This is a genomic window from Ruegeria lacuscaerulensis (genome assembly GCF_013034745.1).
Classification (GTDB): domain Bacteria; phylum Pseudomonadota; class Alphaproteobacteria; order Rhodobacterales; family Rhodobacteraceae; genus Ruegeria; species Ruegeria lacuscaerulensis_B.
This window is the reverse complement of sequence record NZ_WQGP01000010.1, coordinates 23,246-38,684: the sequence shown is the minus strand read 5'-3', so window position 1 is coordinate 38,684 and position 15,439 is coordinate 23,246. Positions and strand designations below refer to the sequence as shown.

Annotated in this window: 16 protein-coding genes; 12 read left to right on the top strand and 4 right to left on the bottom strand. The window is 59.7% G+C overall.

The genetic code is table 11. The features are described 5' to 3' along the window. Nucleotides 1–11: 11 nt before the first annotated feature. A complete protein-coding gene (locus tag GOV79_RS18570) occupies nt 12–1,940 on the bottom strand; it encodes an elongation factor G (protein ID WP_170791126.1) in 1,929 nt (642 codons plus the stop codon). Between the two features lie 205 nt (nt 1,941–2,145). Continuing rightward, the gene (gene hemN, locus GOV79_RS18565) at nt 2,146–3,501 is read right to left on the bottom strand and encodes an oxygen-independent coproporphyrinogen III oxidase (RefSeq protein WP_170791124.1); all 1,356 of its coding nucleotides are present in this window, start codon (nt 3,499–3,501) and stop codon (nt 2,146–2,148) included. A gap of 61 nt (nt 3,502–3,562) precedes the next feature. Here hemN and fnrL point away from each other — a divergent pair, with 61 nt between their 5' ends. Then, the gene (gene fnrL / locus GOV79_RS18560) at nt 3,563–4,306 is read left to right on the top strand and encodes a transcriptional regulator FnrL (protein ID WP_170791121.1); all 744 of its coding nucleotides are present in this window, start codon (nt 3,563–3,565) and stop codon (nt 4,304–4,306) included. Between the two features lie 6 nt (nt 4,307–4,312). Here fnrL and GOV79_RS18555 read toward each other — a convergent pair whose 3' ends face one another. Continuing rightward, nucleotides 4,313–5,152, bottom strand: coding sequence for a universal stress protein (locus GOV79_RS18555; protein WP_170791119.1), 840 nt, complete (start codon nt 5,150–5,152; stop codon nt 4,313–4,315). Nucleotides 5,153–5,348: 196 nt separating this feature from the next. On the opposite strand from GOV79_RS18555, the gene ccoN reads away from it, so the two are divergent. The 4 genes from ccoN to ccoP are packed head-to-tail and all read left to right on the top strand — an operon-like array spanning nt 5,349 to nt 8,755. Further along, nucleotides 5,349–6,956, top strand: coding sequence for a cytochrome-c oxidase, cbb3-type subunit I (gene ccoN / locus GOV79_RS18550; RefSeq protein ID WP_170774670.1), 1,608 nt, complete (start codon nt 5,349–5,351; stop codon nt 6,954–6,956). Between the two features lie 14 nt (nt 6,957–6,970). Beyond that, nucleotides 6,971–7,699 (top strand): cytochrome-c oxidase, cbb3-type subunit II, encoded by a 729-nt coding sequence (gene ccoO, locus GOV79_RS18545; RefSeq protein WP_170774668.1) that lies wholly within the window; start codon nt 6,971–6,973, stop codon nt 7,697–7,699. A gap of 10 nt (nt 7,700–7,709) precedes the next feature. Continuing rightward, nucleotides 7,710–7,895 carry a cbb3-type cytochrome c oxidase subunit 3 gene (locus GOV79_RS18540; RefSeq protein ID WP_170774667.1) on the top strand — a complete coding sequence of 62 codons (186 nt, stop codon included), beginning with the start codon at nt 7,710–7,712 and terminating at the stop codon, nt 7,893–7,895. Beyond that, nucleotides 7,892–8,755, top strand: coding sequence for a cytochrome-c oxidase, cbb3-type subunit III (gene ccoP, locus GOV79_RS18535; protein WP_170774665.1), 864 nt, complete (start codon nt 7,892–7,894; stop codon nt 8,753–8,755). Before GOV79_RS18540 ends, ccoP begins: the two co-directional genes overlap by 4 nt. Before the next feature lie 145 nt (nt 8,756–8,900). Here the strand turns inward: ccoP and GOV79_RS18530 are convergent, their stop codons facing one another. Further along, nucleotides 8,901–9,059 (bottom strand): hypothetical protein, encoded by a 159-nt coding sequence (locus GOV79_RS18530; RefSeq protein ID WP_170791117.1) that lies wholly within the window; start codon nt 9,057–9,059, stop codon nt 8,901–8,903. Nucleotides 9,060–9,158: 99 nt separating this feature from the next. Between GOV79_RS18530 and GOV79_RS18525 the strand changes: the two genes are divergently transcribed. From GOV79_RS18525 to nusG, 7 genes are all read left to right on the top strand, one after another. After that, nucleotides 9,159–10,034 (top strand): LysR family transcriptional regulator, encoded by an 876-nt coding sequence (locus tag GOV79_RS18525; protein ID WP_170791115.1) that lies wholly within the window; start codon nt 9,159–9,161, stop codon nt 10,032–10,034. Between the two features lie 99 nt (nt 10,035–10,133). Next, on the top strand, nt 10,134–11,561 hold the full coding sequence (gene ccoG, locus GOV79_RS18520; protein WP_170791113.1) for a cytochrome c oxidase accessory protein CcoG: 1,428 nt from the start codon (nt 10,134–10,136) through the stop codon (nt 11,559–11,561). 2 nt (nt 11,562–11,563) lie between these two features. After that, entirely contained in the window at nt 11,564–12,022 is a 459-nt protein-coding gene (locus GOV79_RS18515) for a FixH family protein (RefSeq protein ID WP_170791111.1), read from the top strand. Between the two features lie 3 nt (nt 12,023–12,025). Further along, on the top strand, nt 12,026–14,203 hold the full coding sequence (locus tag GOV79_RS18510; protein WP_170791370.1) for a heavy metal translocating P-type ATPase: 2,178 nt from the start codon (nt 12,026–12,028) through the stop codon (nt 14,201–14,203). A gap of 4 nt (nt 14,204–14,207) precedes the next feature. Further along, complete coding sequence (gene ccoS / locus GOV79_RS18505) at nt 14,208–14,366, top strand: cbb3-type cytochrome oxidase assembly protein CcoS (protein ID WP_170355309.1); 159 nt, start codon at nt 14,208–14,210, stop codon at nt 14,364–14,366. 68 nt (nt 14,367–14,434) lie between these two features. Beyond that, complete coding sequence (gene secE / locus GOV79_RS18500) at nt 14,435–14,632, top strand: preprotein translocase subunit SecE (protein WP_058272489.1); 198 nt, start codon at nt 14,435–14,437, stop codon at nt 14,630–14,632. 192 nt (nt 14,633–14,824) lie between these two features. Further along, nucleotides 14,825–15,358: a transcription termination/antitermination protein NusG gene (gene nusG / locus GOV79_RS18495; RefSeq protein WP_170774657.1), complete on the top strand. Its 534-nt coding sequence runs from the start codon at nt 14,825–14,827 to the stop codon at nt 15,356–15,358. Nucleotides 15,359–15,439 lie beyond the last annotated feature (81 nt).

The window sequence follows — 15,439 nt, the reverse complement described above, 5'->3', positions numbered from 1 at the left end:
CGCGCCATGTGTCAGGCGTTGGCTGTTTCCCTGACCGCTGCTTTTGGAACCGGGCCGCGTAATTCTTCATAGTGATCAAAGCTCAGCTTGACCCATCCTGTGCCACGCGTGGCGCTGGCAAGGCTCCGGTGCAACTCGTCCTGCGCCACTGCGGGAAGCTGGGCGTTGAAAATCTCCCAGCCCGAAGCGTTGGGATTGCCCTCGAACCCAAGAACCTGCCCCTGTAGCGAGCTGATTGTGGGCACCAGGTCGCCGACGAAATCCGATGGCAGGTGTATCTCGGCGTTCAAGATGGGTTGCAGCACCACGGGTTTGGCCTGTGGCAGCGCCTCACGCACTGCGTTCTTGCCCGCTGTACGAAACGCATAGTCAGAACTGTCCACATTATGATGTTTACCGTCGTTGAGCGTGACTTTGACATCGACAACAGGGAAGCCTTCGGGCCCCTGCACCAGCGCGTCTTTCGCACCATGCTCGACCGAGGGGATGTAGTTGCGCGGAACCGCGCCGCCTTTGACCACCTCTTCAAACTGGAACCCCGCGCCACGCGGCATCGGCGCGATTGAGATCACTACATCGGCAAACTGCCCCGCCCCGCCGGATTGCTTGCGGTGGCGGTGGCGATGTTCGACGGGCGCACGGATAGTCTCGCGATAGGCGGTCTCGACTGGGTCGGCCTCGATCTCGATACCGAAATCCTCGGCCAGCTTCGCCGTCACGCGGCGCATGTGCTGTGGACCTTGCGAGCCCAGTACCGAATGTCCGCTCAACTCGTCCTGATCCAGATGCAGGCCGGGGTCGATCTCGACCAGCCGCGCCAATGCGTTGGACAGGCGTACATCGTCCCGCTCATGCGATGGTGAGACGACCTGACGATGCGCGGCCGGATGGGACCAGGCCCATTCCGGCAGGGCGGTTGCGCCCTTGCTGTCATAGATATTGCCGGGATTCAGATGGTCGGATTTCACCGCCAATCCGATTTGTCCAGCCTCCAGCGTGGCGATCTGGGTTTTGGCATCCAGCGTCGTCAGGTTGCCGACGGTTTCGCCGCCCAACGCTTCGTGAGCCTTGACGCCGTCACCAAGCCCGCGCAGCACGATGATCTTGCCGATATGCTTTTTCACATCAGCAAATCCGGCAATGGCGCTCGCGTTTTCGGCAGCCTCGTCCCGGTCTGCCGCGATGTTGAACTCGGGCGCTTCGTGCCGCAGGGCCTTCATCAGCCGGGTCAGGCCGTTGCCGTGGCTGGCGGCCCCCAAACAGGCGGGGATCAGTTGGTGGTTTTGCAAAACCTGTGCCGCCAGATCGTAAACCTCGCCACTGGGGGGCTGTTTGTCCTCGATCAGTTGCTCCAGCAAATGATCGTCAAAGTCCGACAGCGTTTCCAACAGCTCGGTCCGCGCCTCTTGTTCACGATCTTCAACGGATTGCGGCAGTTCGATCAGGGCCGAGGGTTGGCCTTCCTGATACTTCCACGCCCGCTCCGAGATCAGATCGACCGCACCGACAATCGTGTCGCCTTCGCGGATGGGTACCTGTCGCAAGGCGATGTGGTGTGTGCAATAGGTCTGCAGTGCCGAGATGATATCGCGGATGCGGCCATTGGGGCTGTCCATGCGGTTGATGAACAGAAAACAAGGAATGCCTGCCTCTTCCACCAGGCGCAGATAGGGCGCACACAGGACGGCTGCATCCGGGTCGGGTGGGACGACCACCACTGCTGCGTCCGAAATGGCCATGGCGGGGCCGACATAGCCCAGATTGTCGCCGCCTCCGTCGACGTCGATGGCGCACCATGGCTCGTCCAAGTAAGAAAAACCGTGCACATGCACGGTTCCGGATACGTCGAATGTGGTGGGCCGCCCGTCGAGGCGGCTGATGGCCTCGACCAGAGTGGTTTTGCCCGATTGGCTGGGGCCGAGGACGGTGAAAACGCGCATGAGTGCTGTCCCTCTTTAAGGTTGCAGAAATACCTGCACGAAAAGGGCTGTCCGGCGCGAATGCGTCGGCAAGAACTGTCTGCAAATTCACCTGCCTCAGGGTGCGATACGCACAGCCCAAGTGTGGAGAAAACCAGAGGCCTGCGTCAAGCCCCTGTGCGGGTATGCATGGGTAGGCCCGCGTGGGGACCCACCGGGAAAGGGGTTAGATTGCCGAACTGTGCCCGGCCTTGCTGAGGTCATAGGCATCAAAGCTGCGGGCAATCATTCGGGTCAGAGGGCGCGCTTCGGGCGGGATGAACAGCCCGTCTTCGGTAATACTGAGCAAATTGTCGAAGGCGGCATTGGCCGACTGATACATCTGGTTCAGCTCACTAACCGAGATGCCGTGGTCGCGCAGAATCTCCGCCGAATTGATCTTGAAATCGCACATCAGCGCTTCGATCAGGCGTGATCTCAGAATGTCCTGCCCCTTGAACAGGTGCCCGCGCGAGGTCGAGAACCGCCCTTCGCGGATCGCCTTGGTATGCGCCGACGTTGCCGGAGCGTTCTGGGCATAGCCCTGTGGAAAACGCGAGATCGAGCTGGCGCCGACACCGATCAGAACCTCGGCCTGATCATCGGTATAGCCCTGGAAGTTCCGCTTCAGCTTCCCGGTCTTCAGGGCGCGGGTCAGACCGTCTTCCTGAGTGGCAAAGTGATCGATGCCGATTTCGGCGTAATTGTCCCACATGAACAGGCGGCGGGCGGTGTCGAACAGGTCCAGACGCTGTTCAGGCGTAGGCAGCGCGTCGGACGGGATCATCTGCTGCCGCTTGGCCATCCACGGCACATGGGCGTAGCCATACAGCGCAACCCGGTCGGGGTTGAGCGACAGCAGCTTCTGTACGCTTTCCGTCATCCGCGTTTTGGTCTGATGCGGCAGACCATAGAGGATATCGGCGTTCAGACTATGGATGCCCCGTTCGCGGATCATTTCGGCCGCTTTGCGTGTTGTGTCATAGCTTTGGATGCGACCGATGGTCTTTTGGATTTCATCATCGAAGTCCTGAACCCCAATCGACGCACGGTTCATGCCCGCCTCTGCCAGGGCATCCAGTCGGGCCTCGTCAATCTCGTTCGGGTCGATCTCGACCGAGAACTCGGCATTAGGGCCAAGTGGGACCACGTCGAGAATGTGGGCGGCCAGATCGCGCATCAGGTCGGGGTTCAGCAAGGTGGGCGTGCCGCCACCCCAATGCAGGCGAGACAGGGTCACGCCCTCGGGCAGGCGCGCGGCCAGCAGGTCTAGCTCGGCCTTGAGGACATCCACGTAGGCGATGACCGGATTGTCGGTCTGGGTGCCTTGCGTCCGGCAGGCGCAGAACCAGCACAGCCTGCGGCAGAATGGAACATGGATATACAGCGAGATCGAACTTCCGGGTTTGATGTCGGAAATCCAGTCGCCATAAAGGCTTGACCCTACGTCATTGCTGAAGTGCGGGGCGGTGGGATAGCTTGTATAACGCGGGACTTTCGCGTCAAATAGTCCAAGCCGTGCCAGTTGTGGTTTAACTATCATGACGGTACCGTTAGAGGACGCCACGAACAGATGCTTTGATAGAGATCAAGTGGAAGCGCGCATGACACCCACATTCAAGATCGACCATACGAACTGTGCAGACTGCCCGATCCGCCACCGGGCCGTGTGTGCGCATTGTGACGCGGATGAGCTGGAAGAGCTTGAAGGCATTAAATATTATCGCAGTTTCGAAGCCGGGCAGACGATCATATGGTCGGGTGATCAGATGAACTTTGTAGGCTCGGTCGTGTCTGGAATTGCGTCTCTGACGCAAACAATGGAAGACGGTCGTACCCAGATGGTCGGTCTTTTGTTGCCTAGCGACTTCGTCGGCCGTCCGGGGCGCGATTCGGCCCCGTATGACATTCAGGCGACCACAGATCTGGTCATGTGCTGCTTTCGAAAGAAGCCCTTCGAAGAGTTGATGAACACGACTCCGCATATCGCGCACAGGTTGTTGCAGATGACTCTGGACGAGTTGGACGCCGCCCGTGAATGGATGCTGGTTCTCGGTCGTAAGACCGCCCGCGAAAAGATTGCGAGCCTATTGTCCATCATCGCCCGCAGGGATGCCTCGGTCGGTCAAAGAGGTAGCGATGGCCCCATCGTATTCGATCTGCCCCTCACGCGTGAGGCGATGTCGGACTATCTCGGCCTGACTCTGGAAACGGTCAGCCGCCAGATTTCGGCGCTTAAGAAGGATGAGGTTATCCTGCTGGAAGGCAAGCGCCACGTGACGATTCCCGATATGGGACGCCTGATGGAAGAGGCCGGGGACGATTCGGATGGCGGCTTCCTAGTGTAACCGGCGCTAATGCGCCAGAAACACCGGTACTGAAGATTGTTCCAACATGTTCCGCGTCGCACCGCCCAGAATGGCTTCGCGGAACCGCGAATGGCCATAGGCGCCCATTACGATCATGTTGGCTTCGGTGTCCGAAGCGTGACGGTTCAGGATATCCGAAACCCGCGTCATGGTTTTGCTGAGAACGTCAATCTCGCATCGCACCCCGTGACGGGCCAGCATCTGTGATAGCATCCCGCCGGGGTCAGAACGATCCGGCCCATGGCGGGGCGGGTCGATCACCACGATCCTCACCAGATCGGCCTGTTTCAGAAATGGCAGGGCTCGACGGATAGCGCGCATGGCCTCTACGCTTTCGTTCCAGCCGATCAGAATCGTTCCAGGGCGGCTGAAAGGCTGCGCTTTGTCGGGGACGATCAGAACCGGGGCGTGACCTTCGAACATCGCAGCCTCGACAATTGGTTCTGCTTCGGCGCCGCGGTCCTCGCCATAGGGCTGTGGCAGAATCACCAGATCGGAAAACCGGGCGCGATGCGCCACGTGGCGCCCAAGATCGGCGATCTGGGCCACACCGTTTTCGGCAGACCAGCGCGTGCCGGATTTGGATAGGAAGGCCTTTGCATAATCCAGCACTTCCTCGGCCTCGGCATTGGCCCGGCTCAGCGTTTCTTGCAGGATCAGCGCATTGGCTCCTGCATAGTAGTAACCCGTCTGGCTGCGATCCACGCCAAGGCATAATGCCTCGACATGTGAGTCCTGCGCTTCGGCCAGCGCTACCATCTGCCCCAGTGCCGCATCTGAGGGTTTGGTTTCTGTCATCACGGTGAGAAGTGATTTGTAAGACATCTTGACCTCTTGCCTACGGGGCGGGGCAAACTGCGACGTTCCAGCCCATTCGTTTCTGAAGCATAGTCACAATATCTGCCGACTCGTCTTGACACAGATCAAAGCAGTTAGAACCGCTGTGGTAGAAAACAGCAGCCAGTCAAAAAGGTCTCGCGACACATAAAGAATCGCGCGGGGCATGGCAAAGGGACGCAATATGTCAAATTATATCAAGCTGATCGTGCTTGGTGTGATTGCGGTATTCGCCGCGATCGCAACCAATTACGCACGCGATTTGGCGTATCAGGTGCACGCAATTCTGGTGATGTTGATCGCCGGTGGTTTGTTCATCTGGACGCTTAGAAACACGGATGAGCCAGAAACGTTCGTTGATCGCTCGGGTGAATACATGGATGGCGTGATCCGCTATGGCGTGATCGCAACCGCCTTTTGGGGGGTAATCGGGTTCCTGGCGGGGACCTTTATTGCGTTCCAGCTGGCCTTTCCTGCGCTCAACTTCGAATGGGCACAGGGCTATCTGAACTTTGGCCGTTTGCGTCCGCTGCACACCTCGGCGGTGATTTTTGCTTTTGGCGGCAACGCGCTGCTGGCGACCTCGTTCTATGTAGTGCAGCGCACCAGCGCCGCGCGCTTGTGGGGCGGAAACCTGGCGTGGTTCGTGTTCTGGGGCTATCAGCTGTTCATCGTTCTGGCCGCGACCGGCTATGTTCTGGGTGGCACACAGTCCAAGGAATACGCCGAGCCCGAATGGTATGTTGACCTGTGGCTGACCATCGTTTGGGTCGCCTATCTGGCCGTTTACCTGGGCACGATCATCAAGCGGAAAGAGCCTCATATCTACGTCGCCAACTGGTTCTACCTGGCCTTCATCGTCACCGTTGCGATGCTGCATGTGGTCAATAACCTGACCATCCCTGTCAGCATCTGGGGCTCGAAATCGGTCATCGTCTGGTCGGGCGTACAAGATGCCATGATCCAGTGGTGGTACGGCCACAACGCTGTGGGCTTTTTCCTGACTGCAGGTTTCCTGGGCATGATGTATTACTTCATCCCGAAACAGGCCGAGCGTCCGGTCTTTTCATACAAGCTGTCGATCATCCACTTCTGGGCGCTGATCTTCCTGTATATCTGGGCTGGTCCGCACCACCTGCACTATACCGCGTTGCCTGACTGGGCCTCGACGCTGGGCATGGTGTTCTCGGTCGTGCTGTGGATGCCTTCGTGGGGTGGTATGATCAACGGTCTGATGACCCTTTCGGGCGCATGGGACAAGCTGCGTACGGACCCTGTGATCCGCATGATGGTCATCTCGGTCGGTTTCTACGGCATGTCCACCTTTGAAGGCCCGATGATGTCGATCCGTGCCGTGAATTCGCTGTCTCACTACACCGACTGGACCATCGGCCACGTGCACTCTGGCGCGTTGGGCTGGAACGGTATGATCACCTTTGGTGCGCTCTACTATCTGGTGCCTGTACTGTGGAAGCGTGAGCGTCTGTATTCGCTGCAGATGGTCAGCTGGCACTTCTGGCTCGCCACGATCGGCATCGTTCTCTATGCCGCGTCGATGTGGGTCACCGGTATTATGGAAGGCCTGATGTGGCGCGAAGTGGATGCCAACGGCTTCCTAGTGAACTCGTTCGCTGACACCGTGGCAGCCAAGTTCCCGATGTATGTGGTGCGTGCTCTGGGTGGCGTGATGTTCGTCGCTGGTGCCGTAATCATGTGCTACAACCTGTGGATGACTGTGCGGAAGGCACCGGCCAAAGAGGCCAGCCTGACCGTCGCGGTCCCGGCTGAATAAGGAGGGCCGGAGCAATGGCAATTCTCGACAAACATAAGATCCTCGAGACCAACGCGACCCTCCTGCTGGTGTTCAGCTTTCTGGTCGTGACCATTGGTGGCATCGTTCAAATCGCCCCGCTGTTCTACCTTGAGAACACCATCGAGAAGGTGGAGGGCATGCGCCCTTATACCCCTCTCGAGATGGCGGGCCGTGAGGTTTATCTGCGCGAAGGCTGCTATGTCTGCCACAGCCAGATGATCCGCCCCATGCGGGATGAGGTCGAACGGTACGGTCACTACTCGCTGGCGGCTGAGTCGATGTACGACCACCCGTTCCAGTGGGGCTCCAAGCGGACCGGTCCTGATCTGGCCCGCGTGGGCGGTCGCTATTCGGACCAGTGGCATGTGGACCACCTGCGTGATCCGCAGTCGGTTGTGCCGGAATCGGTTATGCCGAAATACGGCTTCCTCGAGCATCGCAAGCTGGACGGCAAGTATATCGGTGACATCATGAAAGCGAACGCCGTTGTCGGCACGCCTTACACCGAAGAGATGCTGGCCAATGCCGAGGCCGACTTCCGTGCGCAGGCCGATCCGGACAGCGACTATGACGGGCTGCTGGAACGCTATGGCGACAAGGTCAGCGTGCGCAATTTCGACGGTCAGCCAGAGCTGACCGAAGCGGATGCGTTGGTGGCTTATCTTCAGATGCTGGGCACGCTGGTTGATTTCTCGACCTTCACCCCGGACGCAAGTCGTTAAGGAGGGCGTTATGGAAGAATACACACTCCTCAGACAGTTCGCGGATAGCTGGATGCTTTTGCTGCTGTTCTCGGTCTTTGTCGGCATCATCATCTGGGTTTTCCGCCCCGGTGCCAGCAAGGAATACAAGGACACCGCCAACATCCCCTTCCGGCATCAAGATAAACCCGCCGAATCCAAGGAGGCGCGGCCATGAGCAAGACACCTGATAAACAGCCAGGCGATCCGAATACCACGGGTCACAGCTGGGACGGTATCGAAGAATTCGACAATCCGATGCCCCGCTGGTGGCTGTGGACCTTCTACGCCTGTATCTTCTGGGGCGTGATCTACACGATCATGTATCCAGCATGGCCGCTGGTTCAGTCGGCAACCGCAGGCGTCACTGGCTGGTCCTCGCGCGGGGAAGTGCAGCAGGATATTGTATCCTTCGAAGAAGCCAACGCGCCCTGGAACGCACGTCTGGTGGAAACCCCGCTGGAAGAGATTTCGGCCGATGCCGAGTTGCAGCAATACGCTGTGAACTCAGGCGGTGCCGTGTTCCGCACCTGGTGTGCGCAATGCCACGGCTCGGGAGCGCAGGGTGCTCCGGGTTTCCCGAACCTGCTCGATGACGCATGGCTGTGGGGCGGTTCACTTGAGGATATCGAGTTCACAATCGCCCATGGCATCCGGAACGAAGAAAGCGACGATGCGCGCTATTCCGAGATGCCGGCCTTTGGTGAGCTGCTTGAGAAAGAAGAGATTGCTCAGGTGGTTCAATACGTGATGTCGCTGACGAATGCCCAAAGCGATGATGCGGCGGCGCAGGCTGGCAAGGTTGTGTTCGAAGACAATTGCGCGGCTTGCCATGGCGAAGACGGCACTGGCGATGTCTTTCAAGGTGCGCCGAACCTGACCGACGCGATCTGGCTCTATGGCGGCAGCCAAGAGGCGCTGACCGAGACGGTGACTTACAGCCGGTTTGGCGTGATGCCCGCTTGGGAAAACCGCCTGACCGATGCGCAGATCCGCGCTGTCACGGCTTACGTCCACCAGTTGGGCGGCGGCCAGTAAGGCCAAAAGAATACCTTCGGACGGTTCGCCGCCCGAAGGTTGCAGCACCGGCTGTTCCATCTGTTCGCGCGTTTCCAGAACAGCCGGTGCTATTTCCCTACCGTAGAGTTCCGCCCATGACGGGTCCAGAACTTGGGTAAAGCGATCACAGATCGTTCAGATCGACATCGCGGAGCGGTTCTTTCCACCAATGACTGTCCGGCAACCACTCCTTCCTGGACTGGTTTGGCTTGGGCGCATCCCGGATGACCGGGGCATCGACGCGGGTTGCGGTCAGAAAAGTTCGTGCAAAAACGGTGAACATTGTCAGCCTCCTATACGCTGCGATCATGGGTTAAAGATTGACCTTTGGGCTTTGAAATGCGACTCAAATGAAACCCTAACGTGTAATTTTGGATTACATATGGACTGGCTATCTCTGCCCCCTTTGGCGGCCCTAAGGGCCTTTTCTGCCTTCGCCGAGCGGCGCAATGTGGTTGCAGCTGGTGCGGCGCTTAATGTCAGTCACGCTGCCATCAGTCAGCAATTGCGCGCGCTTGAGAAACATCTGGGCGTGGCCCTGCTGGACCGGACCGGTAAATCCATGACCCTGACACCGGAAGGCGAGGAGCTGGCCCGCGCCCTGCATCTGGGCTTTGGCGCGATTGGCACGGCCATTGCTGATCTGACCAAGGCCCGGCAGGGGCGGCCCGTGCATGTGTCTTTGACCTCATCCTTCGCGGCATCCTGGCTAATGCCGCGCCTGCCTACGTTTCAGGCCAAATACCCGGATATCCATCTTGCGCTAGACCCTTCGCCCAAGCTGGTCAGCCTTACACCCGGTGGGGTGGATGTGGCCATACGCTATGGCACGGGCGACTGGCCGGGTGTCAGCGCCGAGATGTTGCAACCCAGCCCCATGGTCATCGTCGCCGCACCTTCCCTGCTGGATGGCAAGACCGACTGGACCGCGAAGGAGCTGAGCCAGTTACCTTGGCTTGAGGAATTCGGAACGACCGAGGCAACCACATGGCTGGCCCGGCAAGGTGTTGATCACGGACCGGGCGCCGGGCGCATCGCGCTGCCGGGCAACCTGCTGCTGGATGGGGTGCGCGCGGGGCAGGGCGTGACCGTGACCGCGCGGCATTTTGTCGAAGGCGACATATCATCCGGTCGTATCGTCGAACTGTTTCAGGAACCCGGCGACTTTGGTTATCATATCGTTCTGGGCGATGCGCCCCTGCGTCCTGCCGTAAAGACCTTTGTCGCGTGGCTTAGGCGTCAGGCGCGCGACCTGTGACAAAAGGTGTCTGTACGATGCGCTTTTGACCCATGTCAAAGTGCCGGGTGGTGTGATCTGGGACAAGGCGCAGAATAGAAGTGAGTCTGGAGCCAGCCCGTGAGCGATTCCGATCCCGCCCCTAGCCTTTACGCCGCACGAGAGCCGATTTTCCCCCGGCGCGTGTCCGGTCCGTTTCGCAATCTGAAATGGATCATCATGGCAGTGACGCTGGGTATCTACTACATCACTCCGTGGATCAGATGGGACCGTGGCCCCAGCCTGCCGGATCAGGCGGTGTTGCTGGATCTGGCCAACCGTCGCTTTTACTTCTTCTGGATCGAGATCTGGCCGCACGAGTTTTATTTCGTTGCCGGCCTGTTGATCATGGCTGGGCTGGGCCTGTTCCTGTTCACCTCGGCCTTGGGGCGTGTGTGGTGTGGCTATGCCTGTCCGCAGACGGTGTGGACTGATCTCTATATTCTCGTCGAACGCTGGATCGAAGGCGACCGCAACGCCCGCCTACGTCTGCACCGACAAGAAAAGCTGGATATGCGAAAGGCACGGTTGCGCCTGACGAAATGGACCGCCTGGTTCCTGATCGGTTTAGCAACCGGCGGTGCCTGGGTGTTCTATTTCGCCGACGCGCCCACATTGCTGCGTGATCTGGTGACGGGCAATGCGCATCCTGTGGCCTACACAACCATGCTGATCCTGACCGGCACCACCTTCCTGTTTGGTGGTTTCGCGCGGGAACAGATTTGCATCTATGCTTGCCCGTGGCCCCGCATTCAGGCGGCGATGATGGACGAGGATACTCTGGTCGTCGGCTACCGCGAATGGCGGGGCGAGCCGCGCGGCAAGGGCAAACGCACGGCGGATTCTGAGTTGGGCGATTGCATCGATTGCATGGCCTGCGTGAACGTCTGCCCCGTGGGCATCGACATCCGCGACGGGCAGCAGTTGGAGTGCATTACCTGTGCGCTCTGTATCGACGCTTGTGACGACATGATGGCCAAGATCGGCAAGCCTCGTGGTCTGATCGACTACATGGCGCTGAGTGACGAGACCCGCGAACGGGCGGGTGAGACCCCCAAGAATGTCTGGAAACACATTCTGCGGCCCCGCACGATCATGTATACGGCCATGTGGGCGGCGGTTGGTTTTGCGCTGCTTTTTGCGCTGTTCATCCGCTCGGATATCGACCTGACCGTCGCACCTGTGCGCAACCCGACCTTCGTGACCCTCTCAGATGGCACAATCCGCAACACCTATGACGTGCGTCTGCGCAACAAACATGGTGAGGAACGCCCGTTCAAGCTGACCCTGGCAGGCGACCCGGCCTTGCAAATCCAGATCGAGGGCATCGACGGAGACACTGTCAATGTCACCGCAGATACGGCACAATTGACCCGTGTCTACGTGGTGACCGCAGGTGATACCGGCCCTGCTGCTTCGGATGTGACGCCTGTGCGCATCTGGGTCGAGGATCTGGAAAGCGGCGAACGCGCCTATAAGGACACCACGTTTAACGGACGGGGGAACTGAGCATGGCTGAACGTCAATTCACCGGAAAACACGCGCTGGCCGTGTTTGTCGCGGCCTTTGGTGTGATCATCGCCGTCAATCTGGTGCTGGCATACAGCGCGGTGAAAACCTTTCCGGGGCTAGAGGTCAAAAACTCTTACGTCGCGAGCCAAGAGTTCAACGAGCGTTTGCAGGAACAACAAGCCCTTGGATGGTTCATCCGGGCCGAGGTTTCGGGCGGATTGCTGGTTCTGCACATCACCGATCAAACCGGCGCTCCGGTCGAAGTGGCCGAGTTGCAGGCCGTGATTGGCCGCGCCACCCATGTTAAAGAAGATTTCGCCCCTGATTTCACCTTTGACGGTACTGCCTATGCAACCCCTGCGGCGCTGGGCAAGGGCAACTGGAACATCCGTCTGGTCGCCAAGGACCACAGCGGAGCGGAATTCGCGCAGCGCGTGCCGCTTTATGTGAAAGGGTAGGGGATCGTGGCGCAGCTCAGTTCCGGCACAGCGGCCTGTCCGGGCTGTATCGCGGCCCCAGCAGAACCGGCACGGCCCATTCCGCAGGACACACAGATCGCTCTGTCGTTGCCGGGCATCCATTGCTCGGCCTGTATCGCGACGGTGGAACGCGCGCTGAACGCCACTCCCGGCGTCGAAGATGCGCGCGTCAACCTGACCCTGAAACGCGCCATGATCAAAGCCGCGCCCGATCTGCGTGCTACCGATCTGATCCCAGTGCTGGAAAACGCGGGTTTTGAGGCACATGAGCTGGACCCCGGTGCCCTGTCCGCCACACAGGCTGACAAGGCGGGGCGCGACCTGCTGATGCGGCTGGCTGTGGCCGGGTTTGCCTCAATGAACGTGATGCTGCTGTCGGTCTCGGTCTGGTCCGGGGCGTCCGACGCCACCCGGGACATGTTCCACTGGATATCGGCGGCGATTACGCTGCCCGCGATCGCGTTCTCCGCGCAGCCCTTCTTTGCGAATGCGTGGTCAGCCTTGCGCGTGCGGCGTCTGAACATGGACGTGCCGATCGTGCTGGCGATCCTGTTGGCGCTGGTCACATCGCTTTGGGAAACCACGCTCAGCGGCGAACATGCCTATTTCGACGCCGCCCTGACGCTGACGTTCTTCCTGCTGGCCGGGCGTTATCTAGATTACCGCACCCGCGCCGCTGCCCGATCTGCGGCCGAGGAGCTGACCGCGCTGGAAGTCCCCCGCGCCATTCGGGTCGTGGATGGCATCGAGGAAGAGGTCGCCGTTGCCACGCTGAGCGTGGGCGACCTGATCTTGATCCGCCCCGGCGGGCGGATGCCTGTGGATGGCGAAATTGTCTCGGGCCAGTCTGAACTCGACCGGTCCCTACTGACCGGAGAAACCCTGCCGGTGTTCGCCGAGGCGGGCACGACTGTCAGCGCTGGAGAAGTCAACCTGACCGGCCCTCTGACCATCCGCGCGACGGCGGTGGGTGAGGACACCTCGCTGCACCGCATGGCCGATCTTGTGGCCATCGCGGAATCGGGGCGCTCGCGATACACCTCGCTGGCCGACAAGGCGGCCAAGCTCTATGCGCCCGGTGTGCATATCCTGTCGGCGCTCAGCTTTGTGGGTTGGTATATCTATTCCGGTGACGTGCGCACGGCGCTGAACATCGCCGCCGCCGTTCTGATCATTACCTGCCCCTGCGCGCTGGGCTTGGCTGTGCCAGCGGTGACCACGGCGGCCTCGGGGCGGTTGTTCCGTAAGGGGATGCTGATCAAGCACTCTACCGCGCTGGAACGTCTGGCCGAGGTTGATACGGTTGTTTTCGACAAAACAGGCACGCTGACCTCTGGTATCCCTGAACTGACCAATCTGGGCGACCATTCCCGCGCGGATCTTGAGGTCGCGCTGGCCCTGGCCGAGGCGTCCTCGCACCCGTTGTCGGTTGCTTTGACCAAGGCCGCTCGCGAGGCTGGGATAAAACCCGCCACGCTGAAAGACGTCACCGAGGTTCCGGGCTACGGCACTGAGGGTACCTATCGTGGTCAGCGCGTACGTCTGGGCCGGGCGGCATGGACCGGCGCGGAAGAGGGCGACCAGACCGCCGCATGGCTGGCCATCGCCGGGCAAGCGCCGTCGGCATTCCTGTTCTCGGACGCGCTGCGCGTTGGTGCCGCGGATGCGGTCCAAACGCTGCGCGAAGCGGGCAAAGAGGTCATCCTGATCTCGGGCGATACGCAAGGCGCTGTTCAGGCGCTGGCGGGCAAGCTGGGGATTGAAAACTGGATTGCGCAGGCCCTGCCGCAGGACAAGGCCCAGCATGTCGAAGCTTTGCGCGATCAGGGCCATCATGTGCTTATGGTCGGTGACGGGCTGAACGACACGGCGGCGCTGGCGGCGGCGCATGTGTCGATCTCACCAGCGTCCGCACTGGATGCGGCGCGGGTGGCGTCAGATATCGTGCTGCTGGGCAACGACCTGTCACCTATCGCCGATGCCTGCGATACCGCTGCCAAAGTCACAAAACGGATTCGCGAGAACTTCCGCATCGCCACCGTCTATAATATCATCGCGGTGCCTTTGGCCGTGGTTGGTCTGGCTACGCCGCTGATCGCGGCGCTGGCGATGTCGGCCTCATCAATCACTGTGTCTTTGAACGCGTTGCGGGTAAGGTAAAGCGATGGAAGTCTTGGCCTATCTGATACCGATTTCCCTTTTTCTGGGCGGGGTTGGGCTGGTGGCGTTTGTCTATACTGTCCGCTCGAATCAGTATGACGATCCCGAGGGGGACGCCCGTCGTATCCTCAGCGATGAATGGGACGACAAGCCCAAGCCCTGACAGCCCTTGAAATTGCCGCAATGCCCGGTTATGTCCGGCCCATCCGCTAGCAGAGAGAACACCGCCAAATGGCTACCATGAATCCGATCCAGTTCATTCAGCAAGTCCGCGCCGAAGTTGCAAAGGTCGTGTGGCCCACGCGCCGCGAGGTTCTGCTGACCACGGTCATGGTGTTCATCATGGCGGCTCTTACCGCTGTGTTTTTTGCATTGGTCGATCTGGGCATTCGCGGGGGTCTTCAACTGATCCTTGGTGCGTTCGGCTAAACCCGTTTGGGGTTGGGTGGAAACGCCGCTTCCCCCTTGCACAGCACGCGATGTCCTTGTAGGTCACGCGGGACTCTTCGGAATGGGCGTGCGGCGATTCGGACCGCGCGCCGCTTTTTATTCCGGATGACGTAACTGAATTCAAACGACGGGCGCAGTCGCGGCCCAAAGGCAAACAAGGACGACAGGTTCATGGCGAAACGGTGGTACTCGGTCAGCGTTCTTTCGAATTTCGAAAAGAAGATCGCAGAACAGATCCGCACGTCGGTGGCCGAACACGGCCTTGAGGACGATATCGACGAAGTTCTGGTGCCCACCGAAGAGGTGATCGAAGTGCGCCGGGGCAAGAAGGTCACGACCGAACGCCGTTTCATGCCTGGTTATGTACTGGTGCACATGGAAATGTCGGATCAGGGCTATCACCTAGTGAACTCGATCAACCGCGTCACCGGTTTCCTGGGCCCGCAAGGTCGCCCGATGCCGATGCGAGATGCTGAGGTGAACCAGATTCTCAACCGCGTTCAGGAAGGCGAAGAAGCGCCCAAGCTGATGATCTCCTTCGAGGTCGGCGAGAAGGTCAAGGTCAACGACGGCCCGTTCGAGGATTTCGACGGCATGGTTGAAGGCGTGGACGACGAGAATCAGAAGCTGAAGGTTTCGGTCTCGATCTTTGGCCGCGAAACACCGGTCGAGCTGGACTTTACACAGGTGACCAAGCAGGGCTGATTTAAGCCTTCACAGCAATTTCTAACGCCGCGCTGCCATGAGCAACGCGGCGTTTTTCTTTTCAGTGCCACAAAAGTTGGT

What these genes read in the sequence shown, in the direction of transcription:
- GOV79_RS18555 (WP_170791119.1), bottom strand. Translation starts at nt 5,152, where the DNA reads ATGTCTTACAAATCACTTCTCACCGTGATGACAGAAACCAAACCCTCA.
- ccoS (WP_170355309.1), top strand. Translation starts at nt 14,208, where the DNA reads ATGGAAGTCTTGGCCTATCTGATACCGATTTCCCTTTTTCTGGGCGGG.
- GOV79_RS18515 (WP_170791111.1), top strand. Translation starts at nt 11,564, where the DNA reads ATGGCTGAACGTCAATTCACCGGAAAACACGCGCTGGCCGTGTTTGTC.
- fnrL (WP_170791121.1), top strand. Translation starts at nt 3,563, where the DNA reads ATGACACCCACATTCAAGATCGACCATACGAACTGTGCAGACTGCCCG.
- hemN (WP_170791124.1), bottom strand. Translation starts at nt 3,501, where the DNA reads ATGATAGTTAAACCACAACTGGCACGGCTTGGACTATTTGACGCGAAA.
- GOV79_RS18540 (WP_170774667.1), top strand. Translation starts at nt 7,710, where the DNA reads ATGGAAGAATACACACTCCTCAGACAGTTCGCGGATAGCTGGATGCTT.
- ccoN (WP_170774670.1), top strand. Translation starts at nt 5,349, where the DNA reads ATGTCAAATTATATCAAGCTGATCGTGCTTGGTGTGATTGCGGTATTC.
- GOV79_RS18570 (WP_170791126.1), bottom strand. Translation starts at nt 1,940, where the DNA reads ATGCGCGTTTTCACCGTCCTCGGCCCCAGCCAATCGGGCAAAACCACT.
- GOV79_RS18530 (WP_170791117.1), bottom strand. Translation starts at nt 9,059, where the DNA reads ATGTTCACCGTTTTTGCACGAACTTTTCTGACCGCAACCCGCGTCGAT.
- ccoO (WP_170774668.1), top strand. Translation starts at nt 6,971, where the DNA reads ATGGCAATTCTCGACAAACATAAGATCCTCGAGACCAACGCGACCCTC.
- nusG (WP_170774657.1), top strand. Translation starts at nt 14,825, where the DNA reads ATGGCGAAACGGTGGTACTCGGTCAGCGTTCTTTCGAATTTCGAAAAG.
- secE (WP_058272489.1), top strand. Translation starts at nt 14,435, where the DNA reads ATGGCTACCATGAATCCGATCCAGTTCATTCAGCAAGTCCGCGCCGAA.
- GOV79_RS18525 (WP_170791115.1), top strand. Translation starts at nt 9,159, where the DNA reads ATGGACTGGCTATCTCTGCCCCCTTTGGCGGCCCTAAGGGCCTTTTCT.
- ccoP (WP_170774665.1), top strand. Translation starts at nt 7,892, where the DNA reads ATGAGCAAGACACCTGATAAACAGCCAGGCGATCCGAATACCACGGGT.